Source organism: Treponema primitia ZAS-1, from assembly GCF_000297095.1.
In the GTDB taxonomy this organism is placed as follows: domain Bacteria; phylum Spirochaetota; class Spirochaetia; order Treponematales; family Breznakiellaceae; genus Termitinema; species Termitinema primitia_A.
On sequence record NZ_AEEA01000025.1, the window covers coordinates 59,219 to 79,123 of the forward strand.

The 19,905-nt window shown below is 50.1% G+C and carries 18 protein-coding genes; 11 read left to right on the plus strand and 7 right to left on the minus strand.

Annotated elements, in window-relative coordinates; all coding sequences use genetic code 11:
- Nucleotides 1-116: 116 nt before the first annotated feature.
- From TPRIMZ1_RS0103485 to TPRIMZ1_RS0103500, 4 genes are read left to right on the plus strand one after another with little or no spacing between them, the layout of a single operon-like run.
- A complete protein-coding gene (locus TPRIMZ1_RS0103485; RefSeq protein ID WP_010254734.1) occupies nucleotides 117-1,322 on the plus strand; it encodes a mannitol-1-phosphate 5-dehydrogenase in 1,206 nt (401 codons plus the stop codon).
- Nucleotides 1,319-2,503, plus strand: a complete 1,185-nt coding sequence (locus TPRIMZ1_RS0103490) for a carbohydrate kinase family protein (RefSeq protein WP_010254736.1) — start codon at nucleotides 1,319-1,321, stop codon at nucleotides 2,501-2,503. Before TPRIMZ1_RS0103485 ends, TPRIMZ1_RS0103490 begins: the two co-directional genes overlap by 4 nt.
- Before the next feature lie 9 nt (nucleotides 2,504-2,512).
- Entirely contained in the window at nucleotides 2,513-3,253 is a 741-nt protein-coding gene (locus TPRIMZ1_RS0103495; RefSeq protein ID WP_010254739.1) for a 16S rRNA (uracil(1498)-N(3))-methyltransferase, read from the plus strand.
- A 9-nt stretch (nucleotides 3,254-3,262) separates the two neighbouring features.
- The gene (locus tag TPRIMZ1_RS0103500) at nucleotides 3,263-4,051 is read left to right on the plus strand and encodes a hypothetical protein (RefSeq protein WP_010254742.1); all 789 of its coding nucleotides are present in this window, start codon (nucleotides 3,263-3,265) and stop codon (nucleotides 4,049-4,051) included.
- Here TPRIMZ1_RS0103500 and TPRIMZ1_RS0103505 read toward each other — a convergent pair.
- The 5 genes from TPRIMZ1_RS0103505 to dnaA form a co-directional block, all read right to left on the minus strand.
- Nucleotides 4,048-5,106, minus strand: a complete 1,059-nt coding sequence (locus tag TPRIMZ1_RS0103505; RefSeq protein WP_010254745.1) for a lactonase family protein — start codon at nucleotides 5,104-5,106, stop codon at nucleotides 4,048-4,050. The genes TPRIMZ1_RS0103500 and TPRIMZ1_RS0103505 overlap by 4 nt on opposite strands.
- Nucleotides 5,107-5,113: 7 nt before the next feature.
- A complete protein-coding gene (locus TPRIMZ1_RS0103510) occupies nucleotides 5,114-5,617 on the minus strand; it encodes a DUF721 domain-containing protein (RefSeq protein ID WP_010254746.1) in 504 nt (167 codons plus the stop codon).
- Nucleotides 5,614-6,708, minus strand: coding sequence for a DNA replication/repair protein RecF (gene recF, locus TPRIMZ1_RS0103515; protein ID WP_010254748.1), 1,095 nt, complete (start codon nucleotides 6,706-6,708; stop codon nucleotides 5,614-5,616). Before recF ends, TPRIMZ1_RS0103510 begins: the two co-directional genes overlap by 4 nt.
- 2 nt (nucleotides 6,709-6,710) lie before the next feature.
- A complete protein-coding gene (dnaN, locus tag TPRIMZ1_RS0103520) occupies nucleotides 6,711-7,814 on the minus strand; it encodes a DNA polymerase III subunit beta (RefSeq protein WP_010254751.1) in 1,104 nt (367 codons plus the stop codon).
- Nucleotides 7,815-8,012: 198 nt separating this feature from the next.
- Complete coding sequence (gene dnaA, locus TPRIMZ1_RS0103525) at nucleotides 8,013-9,398, minus strand: chromosomal replication initiator protein DnaA (protein WP_010254753.1); 1,386 nt, start codon at nucleotides 9,396-9,398, stop codon at nucleotides 8,013-8,015.
- A 309-nt stretch (nucleotides 9,399-9,707) separates the two neighbouring features.
- Here dnaA and gyrB point away from each other — a divergent pair, with 309 nt between their 5' ends.
- The 7 genes from gyrB to TPRIMZ1_RS0103560 all read left to right on the plus strand — a co-directional run bounded on the left by gyrB (nucleotide 9,708) and on the right by TPRIMZ1_RS0103560 (nucleotide 18,653).
- Nucleotides 9,708-11,636, plus strand: a complete 1,929-nt coding sequence (gyrB, locus tag TPRIMZ1_RS0103530) for a DNA topoisomerase (ATP-hydrolyzing) subunit B (RefSeq protein WP_010254755.1) — start codon at nucleotides 9,708-9,710, stop codon at nucleotides 11,634-11,636.
- Between the two features lie 90 nt (nucleotides 11,637-11,726).
- Nucleotides 11,727-13,343 (plus strand): ATP-binding protein, encoded by a 1,617-nt coding sequence (locus TPRIMZ1_RS0103535; RefSeq protein ID WP_232616730.1) that lies wholly within the window; start codon nucleotides 11,727-11,729, stop codon nucleotides 13,341-13,343.
- Between the two features lie 31 nt (nucleotides 13,344-13,374).
- The gene (locus tag TPRIMZ1_RS0103540; RefSeq protein WP_010254757.1) at nucleotides 13,375-14,412 is read left to right on the plus strand and encodes a GGDEF domain-containing protein; all 1,038 of its coding nucleotides are present in this window, start codon (nucleotides 13,375-13,377) and stop codon (nucleotides 14,410-14,412) included.
- A 103-nt stretch (nucleotides 14,413-14,515) separates the two neighbouring features.
- The gene (gyrA, locus tag TPRIMZ1_RS0103545; RefSeq protein ID WP_010254758.1) at nucleotides 14,516-17,056 is read left to right on the plus strand and encodes a DNA topoisomerase (ATP-hydrolyzing) subunit A; all 2,541 of its coding nucleotides are present in this window, start codon (nucleotides 14,516-14,518) and stop codon (nucleotides 17,054-17,056) included.
- Nucleotides 17,057-17,102: 46 nt separating this feature from the next.
- A complete protein-coding gene (locus tag TPRIMZ1_RS0103550) occupies nucleotides 17,103-17,606 on the plus strand; it encodes an META domain-containing protein (protein ID WP_010254759.1) in 504 nt (167 codons plus the stop codon).
- A 58-nt stretch (nucleotides 17,607-17,664) separates the two neighbouring features.
- Nucleotides 17,665-18,141, plus strand: coding sequence for an META domain-containing protein (locus TPRIMZ1_RS18370; protein WP_026043492.1), 477 nt, complete (start codon nucleotides 17,665-17,667; stop codon nucleotides 18,139-18,141).
- A gap of 23 nt (nucleotides 18,142-18,164) precedes the next feature.
- Complete coding sequence (locus TPRIMZ1_RS0103560) at nucleotides 18,165-18,653, plus strand: YbaK/EbsC family protein (protein WP_010254761.1); 489 nt, start codon at nucleotides 18,165-18,167, stop codon at nucleotides 18,651-18,653.
- 22 nt (nucleotides 18,654-18,675) lie between these two features.
- Here the strand turns inward: TPRIMZ1_RS0103560 and TPRIMZ1_RS0103565 are convergent, their stop codons facing one another.
- Nucleotides 18,676-19,077 (minus strand): four helix bundle protein, encoded by a 402-nt coding sequence (locus tag TPRIMZ1_RS0103565; RefSeq protein ID WP_010254763.1) that lies wholly within the window; start codon nucleotides 19,075-19,077, stop codon nucleotides 18,676-18,678.
- Nucleotides 19,078-19,095: 18 nt separating this feature from the next.
- Nucleotides 19,096-19,824, minus strand: coding sequence for a TrmH family RNA methyltransferase (locus TPRIMZ1_RS0103570; RefSeq protein ID WP_010254764.1), 729 nt, complete (start codon nucleotides 19,822-19,824; stop codon nucleotides 19,096-19,098).
- Between the last annotated feature and the right edge of the window lie 81 nt (nucleotides 19,825-19,905).

Sequence of the window (19,905 nt, forward strand, 5' to 3'; positions counted from 1 at the left end):
CTCTATATTCATAGTTTACTCTCCATAATACACATGGGCAAGGGGACAAAAAGCAGCATTGATTTACCGGGTAACCGGGGTTAGAATAGTAATTATTTCTACGGAAAGGGCGTATTATGAAATTTGTGCAATTTGGCGGAGGCAATATCGGCCGTTCTTTTATCGGAGCCTTGTTTTCCCGTGCTGCCTGGGAAGTGGTCTTTGTCGATGTGGATCCCGTCCTGGTTTCCCGACTCAATCAGGAACGATATTATACGGTGGTAATCAAGCGGGATGGAAAGGCCGATGAAAGCCGAAGCATTGGGCCGGTGCGGGCGGTTGACGGCCGGGATATTGAGCTTGTCAGCACGGAGATCGCTGATGCGGATATAGCCGCCACCAGCGTAGGCAAGAACGCCCTTCCCAAGGTGCTGCCGGTTCTGGCCCGGGGCCTTGAAAAGCGCTTTAAAAAGGATCCGGAACGGCCTCTGGATATTATTATCGCTGAAAATGACCGGTCTGCCCCGGAGCTCTTCCGGAATATCCTTACCCGGGAACTGGGTCCGGAGTATCCCTTTTCGCGCCTGGTGGGCCTGGTGGAGACCAGCATTGGAAAAATGGTACCCCTCATGCGGAAGGAAGATCTGGCGGAGGATTCGCTCCGGCTTTTTGCGGAGGAATACGAAACCCTGATCCTGGATAAGAAGGGCTTTAAGGGTCCCCTGCCGGAAATAGCGGGTCTGTGTCCGGTGGAACCCATAGAAGCATACGTGGATAGAAAGCTTTTTGTCCATAATTTGGGCCATGCCGCAACGGCCTATCTGGGATATCAAAAGGACCCCAGGGAACCGTTTATTTCCGGAGCATTAAAGTTGGAAGGGGTTGAACAAGGGGTCAGGGCGGCCATGAACGAGGCGGCCGATGCCCTGGTTTTAGAATATCCCAAATCCTACAGCCGGCAGGATCTCCGGGATCATATTGAGGATCTCCTTTCCCGGTTTAAGAACTCCGCCTTGGGGGATACGGTACACCGGGTGGGCCGGGATCTGCGCCGAAAGCTAAGCCGGGAGGATCGCCTGGTAGGGGCCATGCTGCTCTGCGCTAAACACAATGTTCCCTTTGGCGCAATTGCGGCGGTGTATAAGGCGGCGCTGAACTTTGCTGCGGCGGATGAAAAGGGTCTCCCCTTTCCCGCAGATGCCCAGTTCCGATCGGAATTTATTTCCGGAGATACAGGAACCGTTCAGTTTGCAGAAATACTACAGAATGTATCCGGATTAGACAGTAATACTGTTATTGATAAAAAAGTAATAGATCTGTTGAAAAATGGAAGGATAGAATGATTATTCATGGAACCGGCTGCTGCCTAATGGATTTTTTATACCCTTCGATTGATTTTTCCGCCCCCGCTTTTCATCAGGCCCTTTCCCGGCAGGATGGGGACGGCGGACTTCATCCGGGACACCTGGTTTTTGCCGAAGACTTTGAACGGTTCATGGGAAAGCCCTACGAAAGCGCCCTGATGGATATAAGCAACGGCATTACCCATGCTTCCTATAACCTTGGGGGGCCTTCGGTGGTATCCCTAACCCACGCCGCCCAGGTCCTGGGCGAAGGCGCCGATGTGTTTTTTTTCGGGTGCCGGGGCAATGACGATACGGGGAACCTTGTGGAAGCCGCCCTTTCCCGGCTGCCCTTCCGGAAGTACCGGCTGGTAACAAAACCGGGCGCCACCCCCCGGACAGATGTGCTTTCGGACCCCCATTACGATAACGGCCACGGAGAGCGGACCTTTATCAACCTTTTAGGGGCAGCCTGTAATTTTGATCCCGATTATTTGGAAGATGCTTTCTTCGATGCGAATATAATTGCCTTTGGCGGAACCGCTCTGACGCCGTCCATTCATGACGGTCTTACGGGGCTCCTCAAGCGGGCCCGGGAAAATGACGCAGTAACGGTGGTGAATCTGGTTTATGATTACCGCAGTGAAATCAACGCCCCGGGCCGGAAGTGGAAACTCGGGACCGGGGACGACGCCTATCCCTTTATTGATGTGCTCATTGCCGACCGGGACGAAGCCTTGAAAACATCCGGCTGTTCCACATCGGAGGATGCGGCGGCTTGGTTTCTTTCCCGGGGAACCGGGGCGGTACTGATTACCGAAGGGGCGAGGTCTATCAGGATTGCTGCGGGAAAGGGGATATGCAGTCCCCTGGAAACACAAACCCTGCCGGTCTGCGAAGAAGTCAACCGGGAGCTGGCTAGTTTCCCCGAGCGAAAGGGGGATACCACCGGCTGCGGGGATAACTTTGCCGGGGGCATTATCGCCGGTATTGCGGAACAGTTAGCCCTGGCGCCAAAAAATAAAATCGATCTCCGGGAAGCCTGTATCCTTGGGACCGCCGCCGGGGGCTTCGCCTGTTTTACCGTGGGAGGTGTTTTTTACGAAACCTATCCCGGAGAAAAACGGGAACGGCTGGCGCCCTATATTGCTGCGTACCGGAAACAGATAGGATATTTATAATTTGGAGCAATGGTGAATATCATCCTCTTTGAACCCCACGAGGCGGGGAAAAGTCTCCCTAAACGGGATGAACGGACTGTCCATCTGCTCAAGGTGCTGCATAAAAAGCCCGGCGATTCCTTTGACGCGGGTATCCTGGGGGGCCATCTGGGTACCGGCAGGATCGAGTCGATCAGTTCCGATGGAGCCCTGACCTATTCCCTGGATTTACCGATGGACCCTCCTCCCCGGCTGCCCATACGAATCGCTGTGGGCTTTCCCCGTCCTATACAGCTCCGCCGGCTCCTGCGGGACCTTTCCAACCTGGGCCTCTTAGCGGTGGACCTTATGGGGACCGACCTGGGCGAAAAAAGCTACCGGGACACCAAGCTGCTTACCGACGGCGGCGCCCGGGCAGCCCTTATTGAAGGGGCGGTCCAGGCCCGGGATACCACCATCCCATCCTTATCCACCTACCCAAACCTGGAAGCCTGGCTGGAGGAACAGCCCTGGAAAAAGACGCCCGGCGATACTTTCCTCATAGCGCCGGACAATGTGCGGCCCGTGGGGGCCATGGCGAACCTGCCTATCCGTCAGTGTCCCGTGGTTTTAGCCATCGGTCCGGAGCGTGGCTGGTCCGACCGGGAGCGGGACCTTCTGGAGACCGCCGGTTTTGCCCGGCTCTCCCTGGGAAAGCGGGCTCTGCGTACTGAAACCGCCTGTGTGGCTGCGGCAGTACTGGCTATGGAAAAAACCGGAGAACTTCGGTAAAATAATTTTATGAATCAAGATCAGGTTAGGACTATCCTTCTTTCGATAGAAGACGCCCCCATGGAGTTTACCCTCATCTTTTCCGGTAAAAAAAGTAAAAAGGTAAACGGCCTTTACAAACCGGATACCCGGGAGATCATCATCCATAACCACAATTTTGAGGATGATAATCTGCTCCTGTATACCGCCATCCATGAATACGCCCACCATCTCCACGCCTGTTCCCTGGGCGGCAAACTTCCCTCCCGCTCCCATACCACGGAATTTTGGGGCATACTCCACGATCTCCTGGAAAAGGCCGAGGCCAAGGGTGTTTACAAAAATGTGTTTACCGAATCACCGGAACTGGCGGAACTGACCGAAACCATTCGGAAAAAGTACCTTTTGCAAAACGGCAGCCTGGTTAAGGAATTAGGTATGCTGCTCCTCAAGGCCGGCGAGCTCTGCGACAGTATCGGCGCCCGGTTCGAGGATTATATAGACCGGGTTCTCTGCATCCCCCGCTTGGCGGCCAAGATGTCCATGAAAATGTTTGAGTATGACCTTGACCCATCCCTGGGTTCCGATAATATGCGCTTTCTTGCGGGAATCAAAAATGACGATAACCGGGCGGCTGCGGAAAAATCGCTTCTTGGAGGAAAAAGCCCGGACGCTGTAAAACGGGAGACCATGAAAAAGCCCCAGGAAGAGGATCCCCGGGATAGGCTGGAAAAGGAAAAGCTCCGGCTAGAGCGAACCATCAATTCCCTGACCAAACGCCTGGACGAGGTTGAGCGGGAACTGGAAACTATCCTCTAAGAAAAAATAACACACACCGGAGTGGGAACCGGGTACGCAAATAATTTTACAAGATCCCCGGTAGCCCGGTTAATACGGAACACCGCCATGGTATTTGAATCCTGATTACAGACTAAAAGAAAATTTCCCGATGGATCGATGGAAAAATCCCGGGGAGTTTTGCCCCCCGAAGGAATACAGCCCGTAAGGGTTAGGGCGCCGGATGCGGCATCCCGCTTAAAAACAGCAATACTATCATGACCCCGGTTGGAGGTATAAACAAAATTTCCATCGGGACTGATTTTTATTGCCGCAGCGATACTGTTTAATCCGGCGATCCCCTCAGGCAGGGCCGATATATTTTGCAGTTCTTCGAAAATTCCCGTTGATTGGTTATATTTTAGTACATCCACGGTGGAAGCCAATTCGTTTATACTATAACCATGGGTCCCGGTGGGATCAAAAATCCCGTGCCGGGGGCCGGCGCCGGGGTTGACGTTGAACCAGGGAATTGCCGCCGCGGTTAAGGGCAGATCTGCAAAAGGATCAAAGGAATAGGCCATGAGCCGATCGGTACCCAGGTCAAAGGCAAAGCCCCTAGTAAAGCTTCGATCAAACAAAAAAGAATGCGCGTGGGGCCCTTCCTGCCGTTCCGTATTAGGGCCGGCGCCGGAAAGCGTGATAACCTGGACCGCCTTGCCCAGGACGCCATCCGGTCCCAGGGGCAGTACCGCGAGGGTACCGCTGGCATAATTGGAAACCACCGCATGGGTTTCCCGGTCATTTATCACCACATGGCAGGGGAAAAAACCTTCACTGGGAACCTGATTTAACCGCGCCAGTTTCCCGGACAGGGGATCCCGCTTAAAGGCGCTCACCATGCCGCCGCCCTCATCTTTACCCAACTCGTTTATCGCATAGAGATATTTTTTCGACGGCGCCACGGTTAGAAATGACGGCTTAGGACTTTCCGCAGCGATGCGGATATCTTCAATCCTGCCCTCTTCCATATCCAGGGTAAAGGCGTATATTTCTTCGCTATATGTACCAAGGTAACCGGTTATTCTGTTGCCCATGCTAATTTTACTTCCCGTTCTTTTTATAGCCTTCGTTTTTTGCAGCAATACTCTCTTCCAGCCGTTTAAGGGTCTCCCTAAAATGCTCATCGCTTATTTTTTCGTAGGGATCTCCGCTGGCAATATTCGGTTCCGCCGGAGCTTCTTTATCGGTACTAGGCGGTTCCGACACAGCGTTACTAAGCGGCTGAGACACTACAGGAAGCTGCGCTGGAAGTACCGGCGGATCCCGGCTTAGCCTGAAGGAAATACCCGTAATATTCTGGTCCGGAAAACGGCGGCGCAGGGCATCCAGAAGATCCTTTTCCCTGGTTTGCAGGATCTGTATCCATCCGGGATGATCCGCCTCTATTAAAAGAACGGAATGTTCCAGCTCCCGGATCCGGGAATGGGCGGCAAGCTTGTCCCCCGCAATGGATTGCCAGGATGAAAACAATTCCGAATATCCCCGGGCAGTATTAAGCACCCGTTCATCAAGAAATGCTGAAAGCAAATCCCCTGCTTTTTTCATGGGTCCCCCCGGTCCGCGTTTTGGGCAAATACTTGCCCACCCTGTACAGTATATACCAGGGTATCGGATTTACGGTACCGCTCGTAGGGCTCTTCGGGGAGAAAGGTGTAAAAGGCCTGATCATACCCGGGCATCACTTCCAGGAGCCGCCGCCGCTTTTCCGGGTCCAGCTCCAGGAGCACATCGTCCAGGAGCAGTACCGGGTTGCGGCCGGTCATCTCGGAAAAACGGCAGGCCTGGGCTATACGTAGGAGCAAGGCCAGAAGCCGCCGCTGACCCGTGGATGCCTTGGCGGAAAAGTCGGCGCCGGTACGGGTAAAACTGTACCGGTCCCGGTGGGGGCCGGAAAGGGAGATTCCTGCGGAAAGGTCCGCCTCCCTGCGCTCTTCCAGGAAGGCCATAGCGGCCCCCGGGGTCGAAGCTTTCCAGGAAGGGGTATACCGGACGGCTATGCCCCCTATACCGGCCACGGTTTCATAGAGGGGTCCAAAGGTTTCAGAAAAGCGCCGGGCGGATTCTTCCCGTTTTTCCATAAGCCTTAATCCATAGGTCGCAAGCTGGGGATCCAGGGCATCCAGTATAGATGTATCCTGACCATCCCTCAGTACGGCATTACGACTTTTTAGTACCTTCCGGTAGCGCCGGAGATCGTCCAGGTAAACCGGATCGTAGAGACTTTGATTTTGGTCAAAAAACCAACGCCGCCGTTCCGGGGTTCCGGCGACAAATTCCATATCCTCATGGCAAAATACAATACAGGGACTTATTTCCAAAAGTTCTTTCCGGTCTTCCGCCTGTTTTCCATCAATAAGTACGATTTTTTTTCCCTTCTCAAACTTGACTAAAATATTTTCATAGAGGGAATCGGAAAGTTTTACCTCTGCGGAAAAGTCCTTTTCTCCGTTACGAGTTACCTCTCCGTCCCGAACCCCTCGGAAAGAAGCGGCGTAGGAACAAAAATAAAGGGCTTCAAGAAAATTTGTTTTGCCCTGGCCGTTTTCCCCAACTAAGAAGATATCCTTTGCCCGGATATCAACTTCCGTATCCGAAAGGTTCCGGAAAGAAGCGGTTCTTAGGGTTTTAAAAGCCAAGATTAATCGAGCTGCATGGGCATAAGGATATGGAAATAATCCTTTTCCGGTACCGGCTTTATGGTTATTACCTTATTCGGCTCCGTAAAGTGGATACTGATTTCATCCTCGGACATAACCTTCAGCGGTTCTTCGATGTACCGGTAATTAAGGGCGATGGAAATCTCCTCTCCATCGTACTTGCAGGGTATCTCTTCCTTCGCGGTACCTATATCACTTTCTTCAGAAGAAATAGTTATAACCCCGGGTGCAACACCAAGGTATACACGCCGGGACTTCTGTTCTACCAGAAGGGATACACGCCTAAGGGCATCCAACACTTCAAACCGGTTCATAGAAAAGGAATGACTCTGACTTTCCGGAATAACCCGGTGATAATTTGGAAACTGCCCTTCAATCAACACCGAAGAGAGCTGGTAGGAACCAAATTTGATAAAAATAATTTTGTCCGTTATGGATATTGCCACAAGCCCCTCATCCCCGGCCCTTTTCATAATGATATTGAGAATTTTCGGAGGCACTATGATACCGGCAAAATCCTTTATATTCGCCCCTACCGCTTTATCGATATACGCAAGCCGCCTGCCATCGGTAGCCACCATGATAAGCTTTTCGCCCTGCTTTTCAAAAAACACCCCGTTCATAAAATAACGGGTTTCATCATCGGAAACCGCAAAAACGGTCTGTAAAATCATTTCTTTAAATTCTTTTACCGGCAATTCAAAAAGGTCATTAGTACTTGGTACGGGAAATTCGGGGAATTTATCCGATGCAATACTTTTTAGCTGGAATCTTGCCTTTTTAAGGGTTGGTTTGATAATTATCTTCGTATCGCTCTGATCAAATTCCAATTCCCCATCGGGTATGGAATTGATAATTCCAAGAAATTTATCCCCAAATACCGTGGTAGATCCCTCTTCCAAAACCGTCACCGGAACCCTGGTTTCAAAATTAACCTTTATATCCGTAGCCTTAATAATAAGGGAATCATTTTCTGCTTCCAGGTAAATATTTGAAAGAATGGAAATTGCATTCTTGGATGATATAATTTCCTGGGCTATGGTAATTTCTTTGAGAAGTACACTTTTTTCACAGGTAAACTTCATATATCTCTATCTCCTATATATGTATATATAATAGTAGTAGTGGTAGTAGGGGATGCTTTTATGTTGAAAACATAGATAATTCTTTATAATATAAAGAATTAAAACCACCATATTTTCTTAATAAGGTATCCCTTTTATCCACAGTTTCCACTGCTGCCATAATAATTCACATCCTATACTCCATATAATAACATCTTATTAGTTCTTTACGCCATGGGTTTTTATGGACCGCATAATATTTTGTATTTCCGAATCCACCTTAGGATCCGCCCGGATCATTCCCTCTATTTTGTCGCATGAATGAATTACCGTGGCATGATCCCGACCGCCAAAGGACTGTCCTATCTCGATGGTAGAATAGTCGGTAAGCTTCCTGGCTATATACATGGCAAGCTGCCGGGGGAAAACAATGCTTTGGGTTCGTTTTTTACCCTTAAGATCGATAAGGGACAATCGGTAGTAATCCGCCACTTCCCGTTGAATTATTTCAATAGATAAATTGGACTGTTTTGGGGACGTAAAATTATCCCGCAGCTGTTCCTGGGCAATTTCCAGGGTAACCGGTTTTTTTATAATGTCCGTATAAGCCACAAGCTTATTCATGGCGGATTCCAGATCCCGGATGTTGGTTGAAACGTTCCGGCTTATCAGCTCGATAACCTCATCGGGAATAGTGATTTTATGGGTTTCTATTTTTTTCTTTAAAATGGCAAACCGGGTCTCGTATTTCGGGGGCTGAAGGTCCACGTTAAGACCCCGTCCTACCCGGCTTTGGAGCCGGTCACTAAAATCTTTAAGCTCCGTGACCGGCCGGTCACAGGTAAATACTATCTGTTTATTTGCATCGTACAGGGCATTGAAGGTATGAAAAAGTTCTTCCTGGGTTTCTATTTTTTTCTGAAGAAAATGAATATCGTCAATTAATAGAACATCCACAAACCGATACTTGTTTTTGAAACTCGCTGTTTTATTCTCCCTAACGGCCTGGATAAACTCATTGGTAAAGGTCTCTGCGGTTATATAAATGATCTTACTCTCAGACCCCTTATGGATTTCATTCCCAATGGCCTGCATCAGGTGGGTTTTTCCTAATCCTACGCCGCCGTATATAAGCAGGGGATTATAGGATGTGGTTCCGGGATTCAGGGCAACAGCCTGGGCGGCATTTGCGGCAAAGTGGTTGTTATCCCCTATTATATAGGTATCAAATGTATAGTCTTCCCTAAGCTGGGAGTGGCGTTTTTTAGTTTCCGTACCTGGGACCGGCTTTGCAGAACTGACTGCGGTACGTTTTTCTCCGCCGATTGGCATGGCGGGACTTTCTTCCTTTGGCCGGGCATTTACAATAAAATTAATCGTTAAATTTTTACCGATAAGGTCACGTATTTTACCCTCAATGTAGAGTTGATAGCGCTGCCGTACCTGATCCTGATAGAATGTAGAGGGAACTCCGATGGTCAGTTCATTTTCCGAGGCATCCAGGTATTCCAGGTTGAACCACATGGTAAATTCCTGTTCCCCCAGCTCTTCCCGGATCTGATTCATTGTTTCTTTCCAGATTATATCGTAATCCCCGGCAGCCATGGTTCACCTTTTATAAAAATTATCAACACATTATCAACAATGGCTGATTATATATCCAAAACCTAAAAAAAGATATACAAATAAAAACAGTAATGATTACCTTAATACATGAATAGTAAAATAGACATAATTCATTGTATTATAAATAATTAACCAAAATAAAAATACTACTTACAGAAAAACTGAAAAATACTTCTTTTTTTCATTCAAATTTCCATACATTATGAGCAATTCATGCACAAGTTATTCACAGCGAGGGTCATTTTACCTTATCTTTACTTTTTTGTTCAAGATGAAATATACTATGGTATGAGTTCAACATATTCGGCCCAAAATATTCAGGTGTTAAAGGGCCTTGAGGCAGTGCGGAAGCGGCCCGGCATGTATATCGGGACCACCGGCATTGACGGTCTTCATCATCTCGTGTTCGAGGTAGTAGATAATTCGATTGACGAGGCCATGGCCATAAATCCGGAAACCGGTAAGGGTTTCTGCGACGATATTTTAGTGGTCCTTGAGGGCAACGATGTGGTCCGGGTGGAGGACAATGGCCGGGGTATCCCGGTGGACATCCACCCCGGGGAAGGAGTCAGCGCCCTGGAACTGGTTATGACCCGGCTCCATGCGGGGGGCAAGTTCGACAAAAACTCCTATAAAGTTTCCGGCGGCCTCCATGGGGTCGGTGTTTCCGTGGTAAATGCCCTGTCCGAATGGTGTGAAGCCTTTGTGCACATAGACGGTAAGATCCATACCCAGCGCTATCAGATCGGTGTGCCCGATGCGCCTACCCACGAGGCGGGAACCACGGACCGGCGCGGTACGGTGGTCCGTTTCAAAGCGGACACCTCTATTTTCGAGACCACCACCTATAACTTCGACGCCCTCTCCAACCGGCTGCGGGAACTGGCCTTCCTCAACAAGGGCTTAAAGATAACCATCCGGGATGAACGCCTCTCCACCCCCAAGGACCACGAATTCAAGTTTGATGGTGGGGTTAAGAGCTTTGTGGATTACCTTAACGAAAACAAGAACGTTCTTTACCGGGAGCCGATCTTTATTGAGGGCAGCCGGGATGGGGTCGAGGTGGAATGCGCCATCCAGTATAACGATGGGTATAACGAAATCATGTTCTCCTTCGTAAACGACATCAACACCCGGGAAGGGGGAACCCATCTGGTGGGTTTTAAATCCGCCTTAACCCGAACCTTGAACGAATATCTGAAAAAATCTAAACATGCCAAAAAACTGGAAGAATCCCTTTCCGGGGACGATGTCCGGGAAGGACTTACCGCAGTACTTTCCACCAAGGTACCCAATCCCCAATTTGAGGGACAGACCAAGGGAAAATTGGGAAATTCCGAGGTTAAGGGCATTGTGGAATCCCTGGTGAACGAGCAGCTGGAGTTGTACCTGGACCAGCATCCCGATGTAATTGGGAATATTCTGGAAAAATCGATCCTTGCCGCCAAAGCCCGGATCGCCGCCCGGCAGGCCCGGGATGCGACCCGCCGGAAAAACGCCATGGACAGCGCCGGCCTTCCGGGAAAGCTGGCGGACTGTTCCGAAAAGGACCCATCCCTTTGCGAGCTTTTCATTGTAGAGGGCGATTCTGCCGGAGGCTCCGCGAAGATGGGCCGAAACCGTCAGTTCCAAGCCATACTTTCCCTGTTCGGCAAGATGCTCAACGTAGAGAAAACCCGGATCGAAAAGGTGGTGACCAACGAAAAGCTCCAGCCCATTATCGCCAGCATAGGCGCGGGCTGCGGCGTTGAATTCGATATCGCCAAAATACGGTATCATAAAATTGTCATCATGGCCGATGCCGACGTGGACGGTTCCCATATCCGTACCCTGCTGCTTACGTTCTTTTACCGCTACATGACCGCGCTTATTGAACGGGGTCATGTATACCTGGCCATGCCGCCTCTCTATAAGGTTAATTACGAGAAAAAGACTTTTTACGCCTACGACGATGAAGAGAAAGACCGGCTTCTGGCGGAATCCGGACGGGACCCGGAAAAGGTCGCCATCCAGCGCTACAAGGGCTTAGGTGAAATGAACCCCGATCAGCTCTGGGATACCACCATGGACCCCGCCCAGCGTAACATCATCCAGATCCACCTGGACGATGCCGTAGAAGCGGAACGGATTTTCACCACCCTCATGGGTGAAGTGGTGCAGCCCCGCCGGGAATTTATTGAGGAGAACGCGCTGCTGGTAGCGAATCTGGACGTTTGACAAAATACTCCGCATTTTGCCTTGGAGGTTTATGCTTTGTTAGTCCTACTGTTGGTTCTTTGTATTCTCCTTTTTACGGCAGTAATAATTTTGTTTATTCTGTTACAAAAGAAAATTCGTCTAAGCAAAAATCTGGATAAATTGTTTAAAGAACGGATCAAAGAGCTGGAACAGAAAGTCCTGGCCTCGGATGCCGTCTTTTCGGTGATTCCCGATTTGATTTGTATTAAGAACCCTGAAGGGCGGATCACCCTTTCAAATAAAAGTTTTGAACGGTTTCTGAATTTGGCCCATGATGAGGTGGAAGGGGCGCTGGACACCGAACTATTTGTCAAGGATTTGGATAATTTTTTAAAATACCGGGAAAAAGAAAACGAGGTACTTGTTTCTAAAGAAACTATCAGCATTGAGGAGGAACTGTATTCCCCCTATTACAAAACAAGGCGCCTGTTCGAGACCATCAAGACCCCGGTAATATACCGGGGAGAAACCGGGGCGGTGCTGAGTATCGCCCGGGATATTACCGCCCGCCGGGCCGCCGAGCTGGATGCCCAGGAAGCGTCTAAGGCAAAAAGCGATTTCCTTTCCCGGATGAGCCACGAAATCCGCACTCCCCTGAACGCCATCATCGGCATGACTAAAATTGCACGGAAATCCATAGAAAATCCGGTAAAAGCTGCGGCTTCCATCGATCAGGTCAGCGCCGCTTCCGCTCACCTTTTGGATCTGATTAACAATATTCTGGATATCTCCAAGATTGAAAGCGGCAAATTTGAAGTCGCCTCCGAGCCCTTTAACATTAAGGAAGCCCTGGAAGAAATTTACATTATAAATGACCCGCGCTGCAAAGAAAAACAGATTCATTTTAAAGTTAACGCCGAAGATTTTGAGACCCTCAATGTGTGGGGAGATAAACTGCGGATTAAGCAGATCCTCATCAACCTGTTGGGCAACGCCGTAAAATTTACCCCCAAGGAGGGCCGGATTAGCCTGTTTATTTCCCGAAAGCTGGAAACCGACTCGTCCATCACCCTGGAATTTTCCGTGTCCGATGACGGCATCGGTATGACACCGGAACAGCAGAATAAGCTCTTTAACGCCTTTCAGCAGGCGGACAGCAGCATTGCCGGGCGTTTCGGCGGAACCGGCCTGGGCCTTGCTATCAGCCAGAACCTGGTGAACCTGATGGGCGGACAAATCTCCGTGGAAAGCAAGGTGGACGAGGGAACTACCTTCCGCTTTTCCCTTACCCTGGAAAAGGCGGAAACAAAGCAGGCGGAACCGGATACGGACATGGAAATCACTGAACTGGATTTGACGGGTAAACATATACTCCTTGCGGAGGATGTGGAAATAAACCGCATCGTCCTGATGGAACTTCTTTCCGAGACCCATGTGGAATTTACCGAAGCGGAAAATGGAAAAATAGCGGTAGATATTTTTTCTGCCGCCCAAAGCGGGTTTTTTGACCTTATCTTTATGGACATCCACATGCCGGTTATGGATGGATATGAAGCAACCCGGATAATTCGTACCATGGACCGGAACGATGCGGCGGCTATTCCCATTATAGCCTTATCGGCAAACGCCTACCGGGAGGATATAGACAAGGCTCTTGCCGCCGGAATGAACGGACATACGGCGAAACCTATTGATATCGACGCCATTAAAAAACTGCTTTATGACTTCTTAGTAAAAGCAAAGTGATCCACCATTACTATTTTTAAGGGAGAATACGGTGAAAAAGAGGGCGATAAAAATAGAATTTTGGTTTATCCTATTTGCGGTGCTTATGTTTTCCGCGGTAAGTCTTATGTCCCTGCGATCTATCCAACAGCAGGCGGGAAACGCCCGGGTAGTGAATTATGTCGGCATAGTCCGGGGCGCCACCCAGCGGCTGGTTAAGGAAGAACTGCGGCGTGAGAGCGATGATAAATTGCAGAAGCGACTGGATACCATTGTGGACGAGCTGATCACCGGAGGGCCGGTAAACAACCTGGTCCGTATACCCGGCGAGGATTTTCAAAACAACATGGCGGAGGTACGGAAAAGCTGGAACCTTTTAAAGGAGCAGATTCAGATCGTCCGCAACGGCGGGGATGATCAGGAATTGTACGATCAGAGCCAGCTTTATTTTGATCTTGCCAACGATACGGTTTTTAAAGCCGAAAGCTATTCCGAAACCCAGGTAAATAGATCCCGGAATATCCTTGTAGGGTTTACCCTATTTTTTATAATTATTCTGGGGGTAGGGCTTATCTATGTTATCCGTATGTCTGCGGTCAGTCGTATTGCCTATCTCGATACGCTCACCGGGCTTCCTAACCGGACCCGCTGTGAACAGGTATGCCTGGAACATGACCGGAACAAACCGGTGGAAAACCTTACGGTATTTATGTTCGACATGAACAATCTTAAGGTGGTTAACGATAAGCTGGGGCACCAGGCGGGAGACCGGATCATTAGAGGGTTTGGAGAATCCTTAAAAACCTGGGCAGAGGAAAAAAAAGGTTTCGCGGGCCGTTACGGCGGCGACGAATTTTTGGCAGTTTTTGACAATACCGATAATGCCCAGGCGGTGGATTATCTTGCGCGGTTGGACGCCATTGTCGCCGAATACAATCAAAAGCAGGAAAGCAAACTGGAACGCATCAGTTTTGCCGCCGGTTTTCGGGTGGACAATCTGCAGCTTACGGATATGGAAATGATAATCCTTGACGCAGACCGGGCCATGTACGAGCGGAAACGCCGGATGCGGGAAGGTATGCTGGACTAAAGGCTTTTTCCCCGGGCCGCCGCTTCTTCATAGTGACCTTTTTCTCAAAAAAGTATATAATTAAGTAAATTTAATTGAATATCCGTTAGCAGAAGGAATATAGATGGCTTCCCAAGATGATAAAAGTCCGGTGGTAACCGGGAGAATAATCCCCGTTGCGATAGAAGACGAAGTTAAAACCGACTACCTTACGTATGCCATGTCGGTTATTGTAGCCCGGGCCTTGCCTGATGTGCGGGACGGCCTTAAACCGGTACACCGCCGGCTGCTCTACGCCATGGACGAACTGGGGCTGCGACCAGGGTCTGCTACCAAAAAGAGCGCCCGTATCGTCGGGGATGCTATGGGAAAGTATCACCCCCACGGGGATGCTTCCCTCTACGACGCCATGGTCCGTATGGCCCAGGACTTTTCCCTGCGCTACCCCGTGGTCCATGGTCAGGGTAACTTCGGCTCCATGGACGGCGACCCTGCGGCAGCCTCCCGGTACACCGAGGCCAAGCTTTCCCGTATCGGCGACGAGATGCTCCAGGACCTGCACAAGGAAACCGTAGACTTTGGTCCCAACTACGATGAGTCCCTCACCGAGCCGCTGGTACTTCCCGCCGCAGTTCCGAACCTGCTGATCAACGGGTCCAGCGGTATCGCCGTCGGTATGGCCACCAACATGGCCCCCCACAACCTGGTGGAAGTCTGCGATGCGGTCTGCGCCTATATCGATAACCCGGAAATCACCATAGAAGAGCTGATGAAGTACGTCACCGGGCCGGATTTCCCTACCGGGGGTATCATCTTTGGCCGCCGGGGCATCAGGGAGGCCTACAAGACCGGCCGGGGTAAGATCCTGGTCCGGGGCCGCTTTGCCGTGGAGACCACCAAGAACGGTAAAGAGCAGATCATATTCAACGAAGTTCCTTACACGGTAAATAAAAAAGTATTGCTGGAGCGTATCGGCATCCTCGTCCGGGACAAGGTTATCGACGGGATCTCCTCATTTAATGATGAATCGGACCGGGACGGTATCCGGGTGGTGATTGAGCTCAAGAAAGGGGCGATCCTCAAGGTTGTGTTAAACCAGCTCTTTTCCAATACCCAGCTCCAGACCACCTTTGGGATCATCAACCTGGCCCTGGTTAATGGGAAGCCCCTCTGTCTCAACCTCAAGGAACTTATCCACTACTTTGTAGAACACCGGGTGGATGTGGTTACCCGCCGGACCCAGTACGATCTGCGTAAAGCGGAGGAACGGGCCCATATCCTGGCCGGCCTGGTTATCGCCCTGGCGAACATCGACGAAGTGGTGGCCATTATCAAGGCTTCCCGGGATATTAATACCGCCAAGGCCAAACTGCAGGAACGTTTTTCACTCTCCGAGGTCCAATCCCAGGCCATCGTGGATATGCGTCTTGGGCGGCTCACCAGCCTGGAAATTGAAAAGCTCGAGCAGGAACTGGCGGAACTTAAAGTCCAGATTGCCTACTTCAAATCCCTCCTGGAAGATTCAACCAAGCTCCGGGGGGTAATCAAGGACGAAACCCGGAGCATATCCGAACGCTATGGTGATAAGCGGCGTACAGAAATTGTCCACGGGGAAGTGGAGAATATCAACATTGAGGACCTGATCAAGAAAGAGGAGATGATGATCCTCATTTCCAACCTTGGGTACGTCAAACGGGTTCCCGTTACGGCGTATAAGAACCAGGGACGGGGCGGAAAGGGTATGATCAGCGCCAAGCTTAACGAAGACGACTTTTTGGAGCAGATCTTCGTCGCCTCCACCCATGAATACATCACCTTTATCACCAGCGCCGGGAAAGCCTATTGGATGAAGGTCCACGAGATCCCCGAAGGCAGCCGTACCAGTAAGGGCGCCCACATCAAGAGCCTCCTCACGGTTTCCCCCAACGAAGAGATTACCGCCATAGTATCCCTTAAGGACTTCACCGACGAGCAGTACCTGTTTATGGGTACCGCCCGGGGTGTAGTTAAAAAGGTTAAGACCAGCGAGTTCTCCAATGCCAAGACCCGGGGTATTATCGCCATCAGACTGGACGAGGGGGATAAACTGGTCAGCGCCCTCCTTACCGGCGGCGCCGACGAGGTGGTCCTCATCTCCCGGAAAGGCCAGGCCCTCCGTACCCACGAGGATGCTGTCCGGGCCATGGGTCGCTCCTCCCGGGGAGTTTCCGGTATGAAGCTGGACAACGATGACGAACTGACCGGTCTGCTCCGGGTAGTTGCGGATGAAACCATGCTCCTCCTTTCGGAATACGGTTATGGTAAGCGGGTGGACTTCAGCGAGTTCTCTTCCCATGGCAGGGGTACCCGGGGCCAGCGTATCTATACGGTCAGCGATAAAACCGGCGAACTGGTGGGTTGTGTCAATGTCCTGGATAACGAGGAAATTATGTGCATCACCAGCCAGGGTAAGTCCATCAAGCTGAAAGTGGCTTCCATCCGGGTGATGGGCCGTGGCGCCCAGGGTGTGCGGATCCTCAGCATCGACAAACCCGACTTTGTCGTCGGGGTAGACCGGATTGTTAAGGAAGACGACGCCGAAGAGGAAGGTACTACTATTGATGCCGATGTTCCGGTCCCGAACGAAGCGGAAACCCAGGACCAGGAACCGCCGGTAGAGGAATAATTGCCTTTGACAAATTTTTTTCGTACACTATAAGAAGGAGTGTACGGTGAAAGACTATTTCAGAATCTCAACCCTGGGTTTAGTAGTAGCTTTGGTTTTTAGCGCCTGCGCCACCAAAAGCGGTGTGATAGCCGAGAAATTGGAAATAAGTTCCCTTTCCTTTGATGAAGTACAAGGAAAAGTATGGGTACTGGACGAGCTTGTAAGCGAATCCGGTAAAACCGTAATTAACCGGCAGAAATTGGAACTTGACGGAATGGGGGATGTCTTTACTCTGGTAATCGATGAAGAACGGATAAGTGGGAAAGGGGCGCCTAACCGGTACTTTTCCCCCTATACATTGGGGGATGATCAGGAGATCTCCATAAGTCCCATCGCCGGAACGCTTATGATGAGTATTGTGGAACCCGAGGGCCTTCAGGAACGGGAGTACTATGGCTATCTGGAACAGGTAAACCAATGGCTATTAACCCGGGATAAACTTGAACTGTATTCCGAAACCCCCGAAGGGGATCCGATAATCTTGGTTTTTACCTCTAAAGAAATATAACGTTCATCCGTTATGTTCGTTGATCTTAATAAATAAACATATTATTCTATATATTAGTATGAAAAAACGATGGTTCGTTCCTCTATTATTCGCTGCGGCTTTTTACCTTGGTTCCTGTGCTGGTGGAGCCTCGTTTAATACAATCCAGGGGAAGGAATGGAAACTGGTGGAATTAAGGATCGATTCTCCGGAATCTTCCCGGGATCCAATTAATTTTGATCGTATGAAGCTAAAATCCGAAGGGATGGATGATATTTTTATCCTGACCTTTAGTACGAGCGCCGAAGTAAGCGGCAGGGCGGCGCCGGATACCTATACCGCCTCTTATGAACGGGGCACAGGCCAATCCCTTTCCCTTAAGCAAGTGAATATCACCCATAGTGACCGGGTCATAGCCCCGGAGCGCCTCCGGGAAGCCGAATATTTTACCTTCCTTGAAAAGATAGACCGTTGGGAGTTCAGCCAGAACAAGCTTGAACTCTATTCCGTAAGTCCGGATGGTAAGAAAGCGGTTTTAATTTTTTCTGTCGACTAATCATAAAAAAGAGGATAAAACCGATGGCGATTGAGAAGGTACGCGGATATTTAAAGCGCTGGGATAGGGATAAGGACATTATTGAGATGGAGGCCTCTACGGCCACGGTTTTAGAGGCGGCCAATGCCCTGGGGGTTATTCCTGCCCGGATCGCCAAGAGTATTTCCCTTAAACAGGGGGATGCCGCCACGGTAATTGTCGTTGCCGGGGATGTGAAGCTGGATAACCGCAAATACAAAGATCATTTTGGTATAAAGGCTAAAATGCTCTCTCCCGAGGAAGCCCTACAGTTTACTGGTCATGCCGTTGGAGGGGTTTGTCCCTTTGGCCTTCCTGCCGGGGTAGGGGTTTACTTGGATGTTTCTATGAAAAGATTTGCCACCGTATTCCCCGCCTGCGGAAGCAGCAACTCCGCCATTGAGCTTACCATGGACGAACTTAATGAATATTCCCAAAACAAAGAATGGGTGGATGTCTGTAAGCCCATTAGCGAAGAATCCGCCAGCGAATAAATGTTTCACGTGAAACATTTATTTATAGGCCAGGTTTTTGTGTTTCACGTGAAACATTTTTTGCCGGGGACACCGGGGCGGCTTTCAGGTTCTTTATCGTATAGAACAGGATTTTCCGCAGTTCATCACAACCCTCAATGCAATTTTTAAATTCAAATTCTGTTATAAAACCGGATTCACTGAGAATTTCCAGCCAATACCTGGTTTCTGCGCATTTTTGAAGCGCTTCCTGGATTTTTGCTAGAAATTCATTTTTGTTGGTTGCACATTCGGCTTCCACAAGGTTCGCCCCGATACCGGTACCGGAACGTAAGAGTTGTTCGGACAGGACATATTCTTTTTTATTATTTGAGAGGTGCTTGTAAAGCTGAATAATCTTTACTGCAAATTGCCTGCTTTTTGTTTTAGTAGCATTATTATCCATAGGCTTAAGAATACGTATTTAAAATGTTTCGTGCAATACTAAAGCGGAAGCCCAGGCTTGAAGGGCTATACCAAAGGCTACGGACACGTTGAGGGAACCCTTAGCGCCGTAGACGGGAATAGACACCCTGCCCAGGGAATTGTCCGCCCTGGCCAGACTTTGAGGGCTCACCCCTAGTTCTTCGGATCCGACAATCATGATAGCTCGTTGGGGGAAATGAAAGGAGCCAAGCTCCGTCCCTCCGGTTTCCAGGGTAAAAAACGGTCCTTCTAGGTCTTCCAGGCCGGCGGCCTCGGAAAGCCGTTCCCAGGGAAGGATGTCCGTACAACCCATGGCAGTTCGCTCCGCCCGGGGGTGGGTAGGATCGGCGCAGAGCGGTGATAGGTAGATCCGTTCAGCACCGAACGATTCGGCGGTACGGAACATGGCTCCTACATTGAAGGGAGAGCGGATATCCTCCAGGTAGATCCGCATCCCCGGAAAGGGCTGTCGTTTTGCGGGGTCCAGGCGGCCTTCATGGTCGATGAAGTCCCAGTCCGCAGTTTGTTTACCCGTTTCGGCCAGGAGTATGTGACGGACGGTATTGAGCCCACGGCGAAGTTCTTTTTCTTCAGCTTCGGGATCGATCTTAAGTGCCCGGAGAGCGGAGATAACAGCCGGAGAAAGGGCTTCATCCTGGCTGAGCAATTCCGCCAGTTTCCCCAAATAGGACAGCCCATCGGTAGAAGGAAGTTCTCCCAGGCTCATACGGTATTCAGCCTCGGCGAAAATTTTGCCGATTTTCCGTAAGCGTTGAGAGCGAGGAAGTTGTCCAAGTTTGTGCAGAGG

What these genes read in the sequence shown, in the direction of transcription:
- TPRIMZ1_RS0103485 (WP_010254734.1), top strand. Translation starts at nt 117, where the DNA reads ATGAAATTTGTGCAATTTGGCGGAGGCAATATCGGCCGTTCTTTTATC.
- TPRIMZ1_RS0103490 (WP_010254736.1), top strand. Translation starts at nt 1,319, where the DNA reads ATGATTATTCATGGAACCGGCTGCTGCCTAATGGATTTTTTATACCCT.
- TPRIMZ1_RS0103495 (WP_010254739.1), top strand. Translation starts at nt 2,513, where the DNA reads ATGGTGAATATCATCCTCTTTGAACCCCACGAGGCGGGGAAAAGTCTC.
- TPRIMZ1_RS0103500 (WP_010254742.1), top strand. Translation starts at nt 3,263, where the DNA reads ATGAATCAAGATCAGGTTAGGACTATCCTTCTTTCGATAGAAGACGCC.
- TPRIMZ1_RS0103505 (WP_010254745.1), bottom strand. Translation starts at nt 5,106, where the DNA reads ATGGGCAACAGAATAACCGGTTACCTTGGTACATATAGCGAAGAAATA.
- TPRIMZ1_RS0103510 (WP_010254746.1), bottom strand. Translation starts at nt 5,617, where the DNA reads ATGAAAAAAGCAGGGGATTTGCTTTCAGCATTTCTTGATGAACGGGTG.
- dnaN (WP_010254751.1), bottom strand. Translation starts at nt 7,814, where the DNA reads ATGAAGTTTACCTGTGAAAAAAGTGTACTTCTCAAAGAAATTACCATA.
- dnaA (WP_010254753.1), bottom strand. Translation starts at nt 9,398, where the DNA reads ATGGCTGCCGGGGATTACGATATAATCTGGAAAGAAACAATGAATCAG.
- gyrB (WP_010254755.1), top strand. Translation starts at nt 9,708, where the DNA reads ATGAGTTCAACATATTCGGCCCAAAATATTCAGGTGTTAAAGGGCCTT.
- gyrA (WP_010254758.1), top strand. Translation starts at nt 14,516, where the DNA reads ATGGCTTCCCAAGATGATAAAAGTCCGGTGGTAACCGGGAGAATAATC.
- TPRIMZ1_RS18370 (WP_026043492.1), top strand. Translation starts at nt 17,665, where the DNA reads ATGAAAAAACGATGGTTCGTTCCTCTATTATTCGCTGCGGCTTTTTAC.
- TPRIMZ1_RS0103560 (WP_010254761.1), top strand. Translation starts at nt 18,165, where the DNA reads ATGGCGATTGAGAAGGTACGCGGATATTTAAAGCGCTGGGATAGGGAT.
- TPRIMZ1_RS0103565 (WP_010254763.1), bottom strand. Translation starts at nt 19,077, where the DNA reads ATGGATAATAATGCTACTAAAACAAAAAGCAGGCAATTTGCAGTAAAG.
- TPRIMZ1_RS0103570 (WP_010254764.1), bottom strand. Translation starts at nt 19,824, where the DNA reads ATGAGCCTGGGAGAACTTCCTTCTACCGATGGGCTGTCCTATTTGGGG.